12 protein-coding genes are annotated in these 15,257 nt (G+C 56.2%); 7 read left to right on the forward strand and 5 right to left on the reverse strand.

Annotated elements, in window-relative coordinates:
• Positions 1-189: 189 nt before the first annotated feature.
• The gene (gene mqo, locus ORY85_RS03105) at positions 190-1,869 is read right to left on the reverse strand and encodes a malate dehydrogenase (quinone) (protein WP_274571506.1); all 1,680 of its coding nucleotides are present in this window, start codon (positions 1,867-1,869) and stop codon (positions 190-192) included.
• A 243-nt stretch (positions 1,870-2,112) separates the two neighbouring features.
• Between mqo and prpF the strand changes: the two genes are divergently transcribed.
• Both prpF and ORY85_RS03115 read left to right on the forward strand, forming a co-directional pair.
• A complete protein-coding gene (gene prpF / locus ORY85_RS03110; protein ID WP_274571507.1) occupies positions 2,113-3,279 on the forward strand; it encodes a 2-methylaconitate cis-trans isomerase PrpF in 1,167 nt (388 codons plus the stop codon).
• A 121-nt stretch (positions 3,280-3,400) separates the two neighbouring features.
• Complete coding sequence (locus ORY85_RS03115; RefSeq protein WP_274571508.1) at positions 3,401-4,603, forward strand: acetate kinase; 1,203 nt, start codon at positions 3,401-3,403, stop codon at positions 4,601-4,603.
• 91 nt (positions 4,604-4,694) lie between these two features.
• Here the strand turns inward: ORY85_RS03115 and ORY85_RS03120 are convergent, their stop codons facing one another.
• Together ORY85_RS03120 and putP are read right to left on the reverse strand one after the other, a co-directional pair.
• Entirely contained in the window at positions 4,695-4,907 is a 213-nt protein-coding gene (locus tag ORY85_RS03120; protein ID WP_274571509.1) for a hypothetical protein, read from the reverse strand.
• 200 nt (positions 4,908-5,107) lie between these two features.
• Entirely contained in the window at positions 5,108-6,601 is a 1,494-nt protein-coding gene (gene putP / locus ORY85_RS03125; RefSeq protein ID WP_274571510.1) for a sodium/proline symporter PutP, read from the reverse strand.
• A 213-nt stretch (positions 6,602-6,814) separates the two neighbouring features.
• Between putP and serB the strand changes: the two genes are divergently transcribed.
• Positions 6,815-7,645 (forward strand): phosphoserine phosphatase SerB, encoded by an 831-nt coding sequence (gene serB, locus ORY85_RS03130; protein WP_274571511.1) that lies wholly within the window; start codon positions 6,815-6,817, stop codon positions 7,643-7,645.
• Between the two features lie 288 nt (positions 7,646-7,933).
• Positions 7,934-9,859 (forward strand): RNA polymerase sigma factor RpoD, encoded by a 1,926-nt coding sequence (gene rpoD / locus ORY85_RS03135; protein ID WP_274571512.1) that lies wholly within the window; start codon positions 7,934-7,936, stop codon positions 9,857-9,859.
• 181 nt (positions 9,860-10,040) lie between these two features.
• Here rpoD and ORY85_RS03140 read toward each other — a convergent pair whose 3' ends face one another.
• On the reverse strand, positions 10,041-11,732 hold the full coding sequence (locus ORY85_RS03140; protein WP_274571628.1) for a glutamine--tRNA ligase/YqeY domain fusion protein: 1,692 nt from the start codon (positions 11,730-11,732) through the stop codon (positions 10,041-10,043).
• 67 nt (positions 11,733-11,799) lie between these two features.
• Positions 11,800-12,747 (reverse strand): prolyl aminopeptidase, encoded by a 948-nt coding sequence (pip, locus tag ORY85_RS03145; protein WP_274571513.1) that lies wholly within the window; start codon positions 12,745-12,747, stop codon positions 11,800-11,802.
• Between the two features lie 343 nt (positions 12,748-13,090).
• On the opposite strand from pip, the gene ORY85_RS03150 reads away from it, so the two are divergent.
• From ORY85_RS03150 to ORY85_RS03160, 3 genes are read left to right on the forward strand one after another with little or no spacing between them, the layout of a single operon-like run.
• Positions 13,091-13,663: a DUF4126 domain-containing protein gene (locus ORY85_RS03150; RefSeq protein ID WP_274571514.1), complete on the forward strand. Its 573-nt coding sequence runs from the start codon at positions 13,091-13,093 to the stop codon at positions 13,661-13,663.
• On the forward strand, positions 13,660-14,178 hold the full coding sequence (ybeY, locus tag ORY85_RS03155) for an rRNA maturation RNase YbeY (protein WP_274571515.1): 519 nt from the start codon (positions 13,660-13,662) through the stop codon (positions 14,176-14,178). Before ORY85_RS03150 ends, ybeY begins: the two co-directional genes overlap by 4 nt.
• A 1-nt stretch (position 14,179) precedes the next feature.
• Positions 14,180-15,010 (forward strand): HlyC/CorC family transporter, encoded by an 831-nt coding sequence (locus ORY85_RS03160; protein WP_274571516.1) that lies wholly within the window; start codon positions 14,180-14,182, stop codon positions 15,008-15,010.
• The last annotated feature ends 247 nt before the right edge of the window (positions 15,011-15,257 follow it).

Below are 15,257 nucleotides of genomic sequence, written 5' to 3' on the forward strand. Positions count from 1 at the left end.
AACACGGATTGAACACGGATTGAACACGGATTGAACCTGGCAACAGCGGTACGGCAAAAGGCCGTCTGAATCTGCACTCAGCAGGATTCAGACGGCCTTATATATTACAGGCTCGAAGGAACTTAACAAAACTTCACAGCATCTTTTATCGCAGGGAGCAGCCCTCGGGCTGCCCGTTGCAACGGAGGCTCAGAGTGCCTGTTCTTCCTTATTGAGGTTTTTTCCCTCAGGCTTCGCAGGCTGTGCCTGAGGTTCCGCCTGCCGTACAGACGACGGCACTTCGATATACGGCAGTTGCAGCGTTTGGCTGGTGGCACGGCGGATTTCGTTGGTCAATTCGGCACTGTCGTTGATTTTGCGGCCGTAAGACGGGACGATGGTTTTCACCCGTTCTGCCCACCCCTGCGCCATCTGCTCGGGGAAAGCCTTTTCGAGCAGGCCGATCATAATCGAGGGCGAAGTCGATGCACCGGGCGATGCACCAAGCAAGGCGGCAATGGTGCGGTTTTGGTCGGTAACCACTTCCGTTCCGAACTGCAAAACCGGCCCCTTTTCAGGGTCTTTCTTAATAATCTGCACACGCTGGCCGGCCGTAATCAGCTTCCACGAATCGGGCGAAGCGGAAGGATAGTATTTCAGCAGTTCGGCCTGGCGGTCGCTGTCTTTCAGCATGGCCTGCTGTACCAGGTAGCGCACCAGATCCAAATTGTCCGCACCCACTTTCAACATCGCACCGGCATTATTCATATTGACCGAGCTGAGCAGGTCGAACCACGAACCGTTTTTCAGGAACTTGGTGCTGTACAGGGCAAACGGGCCGAACAGCATGGATTTCTGACCGTCCAGATAACGGGTATCCAGATGTGGCACCGACATGGGCGGCGCACCCGTTTCGGCCTGACCGTATACCTTGGCATTGTGCCGTGCCGCCAGTTGCGGATCTTGGAACGACAGGAATTGGCCGCCGACCGGGAAGCCGGCATAGTTTTTCGATTCGGGAATGCCCGACAGTTGGAGCAGTTTCAATGCCGCACCGCCCGCGCCGATAAAGACAAATTTCGCTTTTACGGTTTTTTCGCTGTTATCGGCGTAATTGTAGAACGTTACATTCCAGGTTTTATCGCTGTTTTGACGCAGATCGCGCACTTCATGCTGCAAATTCAGCGTAAAGTTGGGCTGTTTTTGCAGCGCGGCAGTCAATTGTCTGGTAATCGCACCGAAGTTCACATCGGTACCCAAAGGCATATAGGTGGCCGCCACCTTCTGCTGCGGGTCGCGTCCTTCAATCAGCAGCGGCGCCCATTCGCGGATTTTGTCCTGATCGGTAGAAAACTCCATGCCGTAGAACATGGGCTGCTGCACCAGCGTCTGATGACGTTTGCGCAGAAACTCAATATTTTTATCGCCCCAAACAAAGCTCATATGCGGCGCGGCATTGATAAATTCTTTCGGATTGCTGCTCAGACGGCCTTGACGGACCTGGTGTGCCCAAAACTGGCGCGACACCTCAAACTGTTCGGTAATACGCAAAGCTCGGTCCACTTCAATCACGCCGTTCTTCTCCGGCGTGTAGTTCAATTCGGCAAACGCTGCATGGCCGGTACCGGCATTATTCCAGCCGTTGGAACTTTCCAGGCCGACCGCATCCAAACGCTCGTAGGCGGCAATCGTCCAGTCGGGCTGCAATTCCTGCAACAGCGTCGAGAGCGTCATGCTCATAATGCCGCCGCCGATCACCACAACATCAACCGGTTTTTCGTTTTCCGCCGCAGGCACACTGCGCTGATACAGCGGCCAGTTCAGGAAAACCAACGCGGCAATCAGCAATACCGCCGCAGCGGCAAGGAAAAGTTTGATAATCTTTTTCATATCGGCATCAAATGGTTTCAAAACACCCGAGTGTACCACAAACCATTTTGACTTAAATCAAATTACAGAAATTTGCCATGCCAGTTTGAAATTTAAGTACAGCCAATCCGTTTCAGACGGCCTGCCGTCCTGCTCAGGCCGTCTGAAACGGCTGCCCCGGCATCATCGGCCTACACGGCTCAATTTCTTTCCGCTACAATCCTGCGGTACCGTTGCCGGAAATAACAAACAACAGGAGAAACCATGCAGATGACCATTCCCGCCGTCTATTATCGGGGCGGCACATCCAAAGGCATTTTTTTCAAACAAAGCGACCTGCCCGCCGCCGCACAGCAACCGGGCGAAGCACGCGACCGCATCCTGCTGCGCGTATTGGGCAGCCCCGACCCCTACGGCAAACAGATAGACGGTCTGGGCAATGCTTCTTCTTCCACCAGCAAAGCCGTCATCGTCGATAAAAGCAGCCGCCCCGGCCACGATGTCGATTACCTGTTCGGCCAAGTCGCCATCGACAAACCCTTTGTCGATTGGAGCGGCAACTGCGGCAACCTGACCGCCGCCGTCGGCGCATTCGCCGTCAGCCAAGGCCTCATCGACCCGTCCGCCGTACCGCAAAACGGTCTCTGCACCGTGCGCATCTGGCAGCAGAACATCGGCAAAACCATTATCGCCCATATCCCGATCTGCAACGGGCGGGTACAGGAAACCGGAGATTTCGAGCTGGACGGCGTTACCTTCCCTGCCGCCGAAATCCGAATCGACTTTCTCGATCCCGCCGACGGCGAAGGCGATATGTTCCCCACCGGCAACCTGACCGACGAATTGGACATACCCGGTATAGGCCGCCTGAAAGCCACACTCATCAATTCCGGCATTCCCACCATTTTCGTGAACGCCGCCGACATCGGCTGCACCGGCACCGAAGCGCAGGAAGACATCAACAACAATGCCGCCATGCTGGCCAAGCTGGAAACCCTGCGCGCCCACGGCGCCGTCAAAATGGGACTCATCCGGGACATTTCGGAAGCCGCCGCACGCCAGCACACGCCGAAAATCGCCTGGGTGGCACCGCCCCGCAGCTATCAGGCGGCGGGCGGCAAAACCGTAGCGGCGGAAGACATCGATATTTTGGTGCGCGCCATGAGCATGGGCAAACTGCACCACGCCATGATGGGTACGGCCTCGGTCGCCATCGCCACGGCCGCCGCCGTACCCGGCACTTTGGTTAATCTGGCGGCGGGCGGCGGGGATCGGAACGAAATCCGCTTCGGTCACCCTTCCGGCACCCTGCGCGTAGGTGCGGCGGCACAGCTGCACAACGGCAAATGGACAGTAGCCCAAGCCTCCATGAGCCGCAGTGCGCGCGTCATCATGAGCGGACAAGTCCACCTGCCCGAGTCCGCCTTTTAAGCGCCTGTCCGCTGCCGCGCATACCCAAGCATTCAGACGGCCTGTATAATTACGTGCCGTCATGTGCGCGCCGCAGCCCGAAACGCTGCGGCATCATATATTGAAAAACGAAGGAAAAACTATGTCCCAACAATTGATTCTGGTTTTGAACTGCGGCAGCTCGTCGCTCAAAGGCGCGCTGCTGGACAACCGAAGCGGCGATGTCCTGTTGAGCTGTCTGGGCGAAAAACTGACGACTGACGATGCCTACATCACATTCAAGCAGAACGGCGAAAAACAGCAGGTTTCACTGGCCGGACGCACCGACCATACCGGCGCAGTCGCCGCCCTGCTGGAAAAACTGCAAGAGCTGGGTCTGCAAAACCAAGTCAGAGCCATCGGCCACCGCGTGGTACACGGCGGCGAAAAATACAGCGCGTCCGTTTTGATTGACGAAACCGTGATTGCCGAACTGGAAGCCTGCATTCCGCTGGCTCCCCTGCACAATCCGGCCAACCTCACCGGTATCCGCGCCGCACAGAACATCTTCCCCGGCCTGCCCAATGTGGCCGTTTTCGATACCGCCTTCCACCAAACCCTGCCCGCCCACGCCTACACCTACGCCGTGCCGAACAAGCTCTACCGCGAACACGGCCTGCGCCGCTACGGTTTCCACGGCACCAGCTACCGCTTTGTCGCACCCGAAGCCGCCCGCATCATCGGCAAAAACATCGATGACAGCCGTCTGGTGATTGCCCACTTGGGCAACGGTGCGTCCATTGCCGCCGTGAAAAACGGCCGCTCCATGGACACCAGCATGGGGCTGACCCCGCTGGAAGGCCTGGTCATGGGCACACGTGCCGGCGACATCGATGCCAGCGTATTTGCATTCCTGGCTGCAAACGCGGGCATGAATGCCGAAGCGGTAAACGATATGCTGAACAAACAGTCCGGCCTGCTGGGCATTTCCGAGCTGTCCAACGACTGCCGCGAAATTGAAGAAGCCGCCGCGAAAGGCCATGAAGGCGCGAAACTCGCCATGGAAGTGATGACCTACCGTCTGGCCAAATACATTGCCGCCATGGCCGTGGCCGCAGGCGGCATCGATGCACTGGTCTTTACCGGCGGCATCGGCGAAAACTCCGATACTGTACGCAGCAAAACCGTCGGCTATCTGGCTTTCCTCTGCCTGAACATCGACGAAGCCGCCAATACGGCCGTACGCTTCGGCAAAGCCGGCATCATCAGCCCCGACGGCCAAACACCCGCCGTGGTGGTGGTACCGACCAACGAAGAGCTGATGATTGCCAACGATACCGCCGATCTCGCCGGCCTGTCCGCCTGATCCGATTCGTCGTTCCCCTCATAATCCAGGCCGTCTGAAATACGGAAAACCCGTTTTCAGACGGCCTGATATATTGCAAGTTCAAAGCAGTTCAATAAAAATCCACATGATTTGCCGGCCGTTCCGCCATTCCGGCAGATTCAGCCTTTCCGTTCAGAAACACAGAAAACGGCATACTGCCAAAATGATGCCTGTCCATGGCCGCTTCCATACCGATTTGCGGCAGCCTTGGTTGGCGCAGAACATCAAAGAAGGAAAACATGCCAAACGGATTGGTGTCCTGACAACGTGCAGGATGTTGCAATCTGCCTGCACCTGCATACAGTCCGACACACTGTTCCCTCGAACGGCACCGCGGCATAAAACAACAAGCGGCAGACTTTCGCCTGCCGCCCGAATGAATCAACTATACCCCTGCCAACGCTGTTGCCTGTCAGTATACGGGGCGATTGATATTTGTAGGTTTGACGGATGGTACAGCGCCTTTCCACTCAGACGGCAGCATCATTTCAAGCTGCGGTATGCGCGGTCGGCCTCGTCAAAACGCGCTTCCACACCGGCCGCAGGTTTGCCCAGCAGCGATACCGCTACCACAGCCAGTGTACAGGCGATAAAGCCCGGTACAATTTCATACAGGCTGCTGCCGGTGGCTTTCCATGCCACTACGGTAACCGCACCGGTCACCATGCCCGCCAGCGCACCGGCAGCCGTCATGCGTTTCCACCATACCGACAGAATCACGACCGGGCCGAATGCGGCACCGAAACCCGCCCAAGCATAAGATACCAAGCCCAATACTTTGCTTTCGGGGTCGGCGGCAATGATGATGGCAATCACAGCCACTGCCAGCACCATAAAGCGGCCGATCCAAACCAGCTCGCCCTGCGCGGCGGTCGGACACAGGAAGCCTTTATAGAAGTCTTCGGTAATCGCGCTGGAACAAACCAGCAGCTGACAGGACAAGGTGGACATCACGGCGGCGAGAATGGCCGACAGAATCACACCGGCCACCCACGGGTTGAACAGCAGCGTGGTCAAGGCAATAAAAATGCGCTCATTATTGCCGCCCAAAGCATCGATTTTATCGGGGTGGCCGCCGAAATAGGCAATACCGAAATAACCCACGGCACAGGCACCGGCCAGACACAGAATCATCCATGTCATACCGATACGGCGGGCGGAAACCAGCGATTTGACGTTTTCGGCCGCCATAAAGCGCGCCAGAATATGCGGTTGGCCGAAATAGCCCAAGCCCCAAGCCGCAGTGGAAATAATGCCCATCAGAGTCGTACCGGCCAACAGGCTGCCGTACTGTTTGCCGCTGCCCTCAGCCACCAGCTGAATGGCCGCACGCATTTCATCGGCTCCGCCCAAGGCCAGATACACCATGACGGGCGTTAAAATCAGAGCGAAAATCATCAGCGTGGCCTGAATAGTATCCGTCCAGCTGACCGCCAGGAATCCGCCGATAAAGGTGTAGGCAATGGTGGCACCCGCCCCCAACCACATGGCTTGTGTGTAGCTGACATCAAACAGGCTCTGGAACAGGCGCGCGCCGGCGACAATGCCCGATGCGCAGTAAATCGTGAAGAAAAACAGGATAATCGCCGCCGAAATCACTTTCATCGCTTTACCCTGCGCACCGAAGCGGTGGAAAAAGTAATCCGGCAGAGTCAAGGCATTGTTGTTGAATTCGGTATGCACGCGCAGACGGCCGGAAACCAGCAGCCAGTTGAGATACGCACCGACAGTCAGGCCGATGGCAATCCAAGCCTCGCTCAGTCCGGTGGCATAAATCGCACCGGGCAGGCCCATCAGCAGCCAGCCCGACATATCCGAAGCACCGGCCGACATGGCAGTTACAAAACTGCCCATTTTGCGGCCGCCCAGAATGTAGTCGTCAAAATTGCGGGTGGAAAAATACGCCGCCAAACCGATCAGCAACACCGCAACGATGTAGATCGCAAAGGTAACGTACATGGGATTAAACGTATTCATGGTAAAACTCCAAAACAGCGGCTGCGGATTGGCGGACACAGGCCGGACCGCAGCAGCAGGCGGTTTTCAGACGGCCTGCCATTTAACCCGAAATGTTTCCTGCCGTCAATATATGTCAATTTATGTTGACAAAGCATCAAAACCTGCCGTCCGAATACTGTTTTTTCCGTTATAATCAGCGCCCTTCCCTTTATCCGCTGTGTGGTATCTTCCATGTCGAACGTTTTGGTTTTACAGCATCCCGATATTCAGCAATGCCGTCTGAACGGTCTGCCCGATACGGCAGCAAACGTGCAGGACGGACGGATTCTGCGCATCCCCGTCGATGACGGATTTGCCCTTTCCGAAACGCAGCGCATAGAGCTGGCCGCGCAACAGATTGATGCGGCGGTTCTGCCCGATACCGCCTTTGCCGATTTGGGGCTGCTGGTCAGCGATATGGATTCCACACTGATTACGATTGAGTGTATCGATGAAATTGCTGCCGGTGTCGGCTTGAAAGACCAAGTGGCCGAAATTACCGAACAGTCCATGCGCGGCGAATTGGATTTCGAGCAGTCGCTGCGCCGCCGTGTCGCCCTGCTCAAAGGCTTGCGCGAAGGCGTATTGCAGGAAGTGTATGACTCGGTTTTACAATTATCGCCCGGTGCGGAATACCTGATGGAAGAATGCCGCCGCCATGCGGTGAAATTCATGCTGGTATCGGGCGGATTCACCTTCTTTACCGACCGTCTCCGAACACGCTTGGGATTGGATTACGCCTATGCCAATACGCTGGAAAGTACAAACAGCATACTGACCGGCAGGCTGACCGGCCGCATCATCGACGCACAGGCCAAAGCCGATTTGCTGTGCCTGCACCGCGACCGGCTGGGGCTGCGCCCCGAACAGGTTCTGGCCATGGGCGACGGCGCCAACGACATTCCCATGCTTCAAGCCGCCGGCTTCGGCATTGCCTACCGTGCCAAACCCAAAGCCGAAGCGGCTGCCGATGCCGCTGTCCGCTACGGCGGACTGGAAGCCGTGCGCGGCTGGTTCCGCTGACGGCCGGAGCATTTTTTCAGACGGCCTAAACAGCCGTCAGGCCGTCTGAAACCGACAAAATTGAAAAAACACCCGACCATTCAGTATAATCTTTCCCTTTTAACCATACGTATCTTGCATTAAAACCGTTCCGCCCTTATTTTTGGGCTGACTCCTTTTTCCCGCCTGAAAGCCGTCCGTGCTATTGCAGGCCGTTTTCCGAATCAGGCCGAGCCAGCCGCGCTGCCGCAAAACGGCAGAATCTTTCTTCCCGCTCAGCCGATTCCACCGACAGCCGAGAAACCTTACATGAATACAAACGACTACGACGAGCAAGACGACAACCGCCCGCTGACACCCGAAGAACAGCGTGCCCGCCTGCGCCAGCTGATTATCCAGGGTAAAGAGCGCGGCTACATCACTTATGCCGAAATCAACGATGCTCTGCCCGACGATATGTCCGATGCCGAACAGATCGACAACATCGTCAATATGATTCAGGGCTTGGGCATTCAGGTTACCGAAGAAACACCCGATGCCGAAACCCTGCTGATGAGCGACAGCGGCACAGGCATGACCGATGACGACGCAGTGGAAGAAGCCGAAGCCGCCCTCTCCAATGCCGACTCCGAATTCGGCCGCACCACCGATCCTGTGCGCATGTATATGCGCGAGATGGGTCAAGTCGATCTGCTGACCCGCGACGACGAAATCATCATTGCCAAAAAAATCGAAAATGCCCTAAAAAACATGGTTCAGGCCATTTCCGCCTGCCCCGGGTCGATTGCCGAAATTCTCGCGCTGATCGAGCAGGTACGCAACGATGAAATCAAAGTCGATGAAGTAGTCGAAGCCATCATCGATCCCAACGAGCTGCTGCTCAACGAATTGGGATTGGGACATCTCGAAAGCAGCAGCGACACCCCGGGCGAAGCAGATAATACCGACGACGATGATGCAGAAGCCGACGATGACGACGGCAGCGGCGACATCGAAAGCACCAATCTGGAAGAGCTGAAAGCCAATGTGCTGGCACACTTTTCCGGCGTGCAGGCCGAATACGATCTGATGGTGGCCGCCCTGACCGAACACGACAGCCGCCATCCGTCCTACCTGCAACACCGCGACACCATCGCAGGCAAACTGCTGGAAGTACGCTTTGCCACCCGCCAGATCGAAAGCCTGAGCAACAATCTGCGCCGGCGTGTCGACCATATCCGCAAGCTCGAGCGCGAAATCCGCGACATTTGTCTGGAACGCGTCCAAATGGACCGGGAATACTTTCTGTCCCAATTCCTGCCCAATATCACCGACATGACGTGGGTGCCGCAGGAAATCGGCAAAAACCGCATCTGGGGCAATGCCTTGGAGCGTTTCCAATACGCCATTATCGAAAAACAGGCCGCATTGGCAGAAATGGAAGCCTCGTCGCAGATTTCGATTGACGAACTCAAAGACATCAACAAAAACATGGTCGTCAGCGAAAAAGAAACCGCTGCCGCCAAACAGGAAATGATTCAGGCCAACCTTCGTCTGGTCATTTCCATCGCCAAAAAATACACCAACCGCGGCCTGCAATTTCTCGATCTGATTCAGGAGGGCAACATCGGCCTGATGAAAGCGGTGGACAAATTCGAATACCGGCGCGGCTATAAATTCTCCACCTACGCCACTTGGTGGATCCGTCAGGCCATTACCCGATCGATTGCCGATCAGGCGCGCACCATCCGCATTCCGGTACACATGATTGAAACCATCAACAAAATGAACCGCATTTCACGCCAGGAATTGCAGAAAACCGGCGAAGAGCCTGATTCTGCCAGACTGGCCGAACTGATGGAAATTCCGGAAGACAAAATCCGCAAAATCATGAAAATCGCCAAAGAACCGATTTCGATGGAAACCCCGATCGGCGACGACGACGATTCTCATCTGGGCGACTTTATCGAAGACATCAACAACATCGCACCGGCCGATGCCGCCATGTATTCCAGCCTGCGCGAAGTGACCAAAGACGTGCTCGAAAGCCTGACCCCGCGCGAAGCCAAAGTATTGCGCATGCGTTTCGGTATCGATATGAACACCGATCATACGCTGGAAGAAGTCGGCAAACAGTTTGACGTTACCCGCGAACGGATCCGCCAAATCGAAGCCAAAGCCTTGCGCAAACTGCGCCACCCCACCCGCAGCGACCGCTTGAAGAGCTTTCTCGACAGCGACGACCATAAGCAGTAAAACAGCATAGAGGCAAAAAGGCCGTCTGAAATATGCCTGACACGCATTTTCAGACGGCCTGTATCCGTAGGTCGGATTCTCGAATCCGACAAAACCATGCCAAAGCAGGCAGATTTGATGCTTGAATCGGAAGATCATCTCCGCCGCATAAACAAGTCGGATAACGAGTATCCGACCTACTTTAATCGGTTTTCTGCCAAGTATCTTTCAGGCCTACCGTACGGTTGAATACCGGTGCATCGGCACGGTGGTCGTAACGGTCGGTAACGAAATAGCCCAAACGCTCGAACTGCCATCGGCTTTCGGGCGGCAGGTTGTTCACGGCCGCTTCGGCGTAAGCAGTGGTTTCTTTCACGGATTCGGGGTTGAGAAAATCGGTAAACGGCAGATAGCCGCCGTTTTCGCCGCGTACCGCATCAGGCCGCTCGGCCGTAAACAGGCGGTCATACAGGCGCACTTTGATTTCGGCGGCATGTTCGGCAGACACCCAGTGAATCACGCCTTTGACTTTGCGCCCTTCGGGTTTCTTGCCCAAAGTATCGTGGTCGATGCTGCATTTGAGTTCGACAATATCCCCGTTTCCGTTTTTCACCACTTCGTCGCATTTGATGACATAGCTGTAACGCAGGCGCACTTCGCCGCCCAAGGTTAAACGCTGCCAGCCGGCAGGCGGGTTTTCGCTGAAATCGTCGGCTTCGATATAGATGGTTCGGGCAATCGGCACTTCGCGTTCGCCCATTTCTTCATGATGGGGGTGGAACGGCGCGCTGCGGCTTTGGGTGAGGCCGTCTGAAAAATTGGTAAGCGTAACTTTGACCGGATTCAGCACAGCCATCAGGCGCGGCGCGGAATGTTCCAATTCTTCGCGTACCGCGCCTTCCAATACGCTCATATCGACCACGTTTTCCGATTTGGAAATGCCTGCGCGCTTGGCAAACAGGCGCAGGCCTTCGGGCGTGTAGCCTCGGCGGCGCATACCGGAAATGGTGGGCATACGCGGATCGTCCCAGCCGGACACATGGCCGTCTGAAACCAATTGGTTCAGCTTGCGTTTGGACGTTATCGAGTACAGCAGCTCCAAGCGCGAAAATTCGTATTGGCGCGGGCGGGTGGTGTGCGGTGCGGGAATATTGTCGAGCACCCAGTCATACAGCGGGCGGTGGGCTTCGAATTCGAGCGTGCACAGCGAATGGGTGATGCCTTCGATGGCGTCGGAAATGGCGTGGGTGTAGTCGTACATCGGATAGATGCACCATTTGTCGCCGGTGTTGTGGTGGTGCGCGCGGCGGATGCGGTAAATCACGGGATCGCGCAGATTCACATTGCCCGACGCCATGTCGATTTTCAGGCGCAGGGTTTTGCTGCCGTCGGCAAATTTGCCGTTTTTCATGCGCATAAACAAATCGAGGTTTTCTTCGATGCTGCGCTCGCGATAAGGGCTGTTTTTGCCCGGCTCGGTGAGCGTGCCGCGGTATGCGCGCATTTCTTCGGCGGTCAAATCGTCGACATAGGCTTTGCCGTCCCGAATCAGGCCGACGGCATAATCAAACAGTTGGTCGAAATAGTCGGAAGCGTAACGCGGTTCGCCGTTCCACTCGAAACCCAACCAGCGCACATCTTCTTTAATCGAATCGACGTATTCCTGATTTTCCTTTTCGGGATTGGTATCGTCGAAGCGCAGGTTGCATAAGCCGTCGAAAATATAAGCCAAGCCGAAGTTCAAACAGATGGATTTGGCATGGCCGATATGCAGGTAGCCGTTGGGTTCGGGCGGGAAACGGGTGTGGACGGCGGAGTGTTTGCCGCTGTTCAAATCTTCTTCGATGACGGTACGGATAAAATGATTGTCGGCAAATTGGTCTTTGTTCATGATGTTCTCGAAAAATAGGGAAAGCCGCCTGCACGGTTTTCAGACGGCCGGTCAGCACTTTCGGCAGATTTTACCTGATTTCGGCGGCGTCTGCCCGTGCGGCAAATTCATCGGCCGCGCGGGTCAGTGCATCGCACAGCGGGGCCTCCAACGCAGCATGGCCGCCCTGAACAATGCGCAACTCGGCTTCGGGAAAGGCTTGGTGCAGTGCCCACGCGCTGTGCATCGGCGTACAGATGTCGTACCGCCCCTGCACGATTACGGTGGGAATATGGCGGATACGGTCGATGTTTTCCAGCAGCGCGCGTTCGTTGTCCAGCCAACAGCGGTGGGTGAAATAATGGTTTTCGATACGGGCGATGGCCAGCGATGCTTCGCCGTCCCCGTCTACCGGCTGCGGCTCGAAACGCACCAGATAAGCTTCCCAGTCCGCCCACGCTTTCGCGGCAGCCGAAGCCGTCGCGCGGCAGTCGGAAAACAGCAGCTCGCGATAAGCCTGCACCAGCGCGCCGCGTTTTTCGGGTGCGATGTGGTTTTGATAATGCTGCCACTGTTCGGGATAAATCAGGCCGGCACCGCCCGCTTCGTTCAGCCAGTCGATTTCGCTTTGGCGGCCGAGAAAAATACCGCGCAGAATCAAGCCCGCCACGCGTTCCGGGTGGCTTTGGGCATAAGCCAGCGACAAGGTACTGCCCCACGAACCGCCGAATACCAGCCAGCGGCCGATACCCAGCATTTCGCGCAGTTTTTCCATATCGGCCACCAAATCCCAAGTGGTATTTTCTGCTGTTTCCGCATACGGCTCCGAACGGCCGCAACCGCGCTGGTCGAACAGCACGATGCGGTAAACTTCGGGATTAAAAAAGCCGCGGCAGGCGGCAGATGTGCCAGCCCCCGGACCGCCGTGGACAAATACCACCGGCAAGCCCTGCGGATTGCCGCTTTCTTCCCAATAAATGCGGTGTAAATCGGAAACCGGCAGATGGCCGTGCCGGTGCGGCTCGCGGATCGGATACATACGCCTTACCTGTTCAGCGGGAAACATAATCAAGCGGCAATTTTAGCATTTTCAGACAGCACAACCAAACACGAGGCCGTCTGAAAAAACGTTTCAGACGGCCTACTCTGCCTGGCAGCAACCCGAACCGGTTTATTCAACCGCCTCTTGGGCCGGATACCCGTATCCGGTATGACCCCATGCTGCAGCAATTCCGATTATTTTTCCCGCAAGATTTCCGTCGGATTCCTGAATCCGACCGCCGGCCGCCACTTCCTTGCCCATGCCGCCCGAAAGCGCAGCCAGCCCTGTATCATCGATGAAACGGTGTTAAAATACACCGTTTCCGCAAGCACAGCCGCTCATGACTTTCGACACTCTGATCAGCATCGCCTTAGGCATAGGCTTGGCCGCCGCCTCGGGTTTCCGCGTTTTTCTGCCTCTGTTCGCGCTCAGCCTGTCCGCCTACTTCGGCCTGTGGCCGCTCAATGACAACTGGGTTTGGCTGGGCAGCATCAGTGCATTGCTGATTCTGGGCACGGCATCGGCAGCCGAGGCATTGAGCTATCTGGTGCCGCTGGTGGACAATCTGCTCGACACTTTGGCCGTACCGCTGGCGGCGGTGGCGGGAACGGCCGTGATAGCTTCCACCGCAGCCGATTTAAGCCCCGCCGTAACATGGGCGTTGGCCATTATTGCGGGCGGCGGCGCGGCAGCGGCGGTAAAAGGCGCCAATGCCGCTACCCGTGCCGCCGGTACGGTTGCCACAGGCGGCCTGGCCAATCCGCTGTTTTCCCTGTTTGAAACCGCTGCCGCCGTTTTCATGAGCCTGCTCAGCCTGTTTCTGCCTGCCTTGGCCGCACTGGCCGTACTGCTCGTCGGCTTCCTGCTCTACCGCCGTCTGCGCCGCCACACTCTTCGGAACGCAAACCCATGAAAACCGCCAAACGCTATCCTTTTCTGACCATCCAGCAACGCCGTCTGAAACTGTTTTTCGACAACCAAAGCAGTTTTGCCCCCCTGCCCGGCGAACGCGATTTCTACCGTTGGGTCTGGCAAGCCGTGAAAAACAGCTACCGCCGTGCCGAAATCGGTCTGCTGCTGCTGGATGAAGCCGAAGCCCGCCGCTATAACCGCGACTACCGGAACAAAGACTACGCCACCAATGTATTGAGTTTTGCCCTGAACGAAGGCGACAACACCGCCCTTACCCCTTTTTCAGACGGCCTCAGAGGCGACTTGATTATCTGCCCGCAAGTCGTAGCCAAAGAAGCGGCCGAACAGGGCAAAAGCCCGGAAGCCCATTTCGCCCATCTGACCCTGCACGGCACGCTGCACCTGATGGGCTACGACCATGTCGAAGAAGCCGAAGCCGAAGCCATGGAAACACTTGAAACCCGCCTGCTGAATCAGTTAGGATACCCCAACCCTTACCAACACGACGAAACCTGATATGGACGATCCCTCGAAGCCCAATTTTATCGAACGCCTTTTCAACCGCCTCTCCGGCAGTGTTCCCGAAAACAGCGAACAAGTTCTGGCCGGCCTGCGCGAAGCCCACCGCCAGCAGGCCTTTGACAGCGAAACCCTCGCACGGCTGGAAAAAGTGCTCAACTTTTCCGATCTCGAGGTGCGCGATGTAATGATCACCCGCTCGCAGATGGACGTCATCCGTGCCGACGACAGTATCGAACGCATCATGGCCTATGTGGTGGAAACCGCCCACTCGCGCTTTCCCGTTATCGGCGGCGACAAAGACGAAGTATTGGGCATTCTCCATGCCAAAGACCTGCTCAAATACGCCCTTCATCCCGACCAATTCCAACTCAGCAGCCTTTTGCGCCCTCCTGTGTTCGTCCCCGAAGGCAAAGCTCTCAACAGCCTGCTGAAAGACTTCCGCGAACAGCGCAACCATATGGCCATCGTCATCGACGAATACGGCGGTACCAGCGGTCTGGTTACTTTTGAAGACATCATCGAAGAAATCGTCGGCGACATCGAAGACGAATTCGACGAAGACGACTCGGCCGACAATATCTTCCCCGTTTCCGCAGAACGCTGGCGCATCAATGCCGTAACCGAAATCGGCGACATCAATGCCTATTTCGGCACCGATTACAGCGACGAAGAAGCCGACACCATCGGCGGCCTGCTGATACAGAAATTCGGCCACCTGCCCGTGCGCGGCGAGAAAATCCCGCTCGGCCCGCTGCTGTTTACCGTTGCCCGCGCCGACAAACGCCGTCTGCACACCTTAATGGCCACACGGCTGAAACCGGAATAACCCCTCCCGAACCATCATTTAGCCGCTTCCAAGATCGGGTTGATTTCATCAAGCGGCTACCAGAACCGGATTCTGTTATACCCAACAGGCCGGTTTTTTATTTCCTGATTATTCATCCGGAATACCGAATCCGGCTTTGGAAACCATATCCGTACATGCCAACAAACCATTATTCAGTTCAGCGCATCACTTCTCTGCGGCATATTTGAGATAACGAAAAAAATCAACGGCCGTCTGAATCCTTACC

It is taken from the genome of Neisseria leonii (assembly GCF_028776105.2).
Classification (GTDB): Bacteria; Pseudomonadota; Gammaproteobacteria; order Burkholderiales; family Neisseriaceae; genus Neisseria; species Neisseria leonii.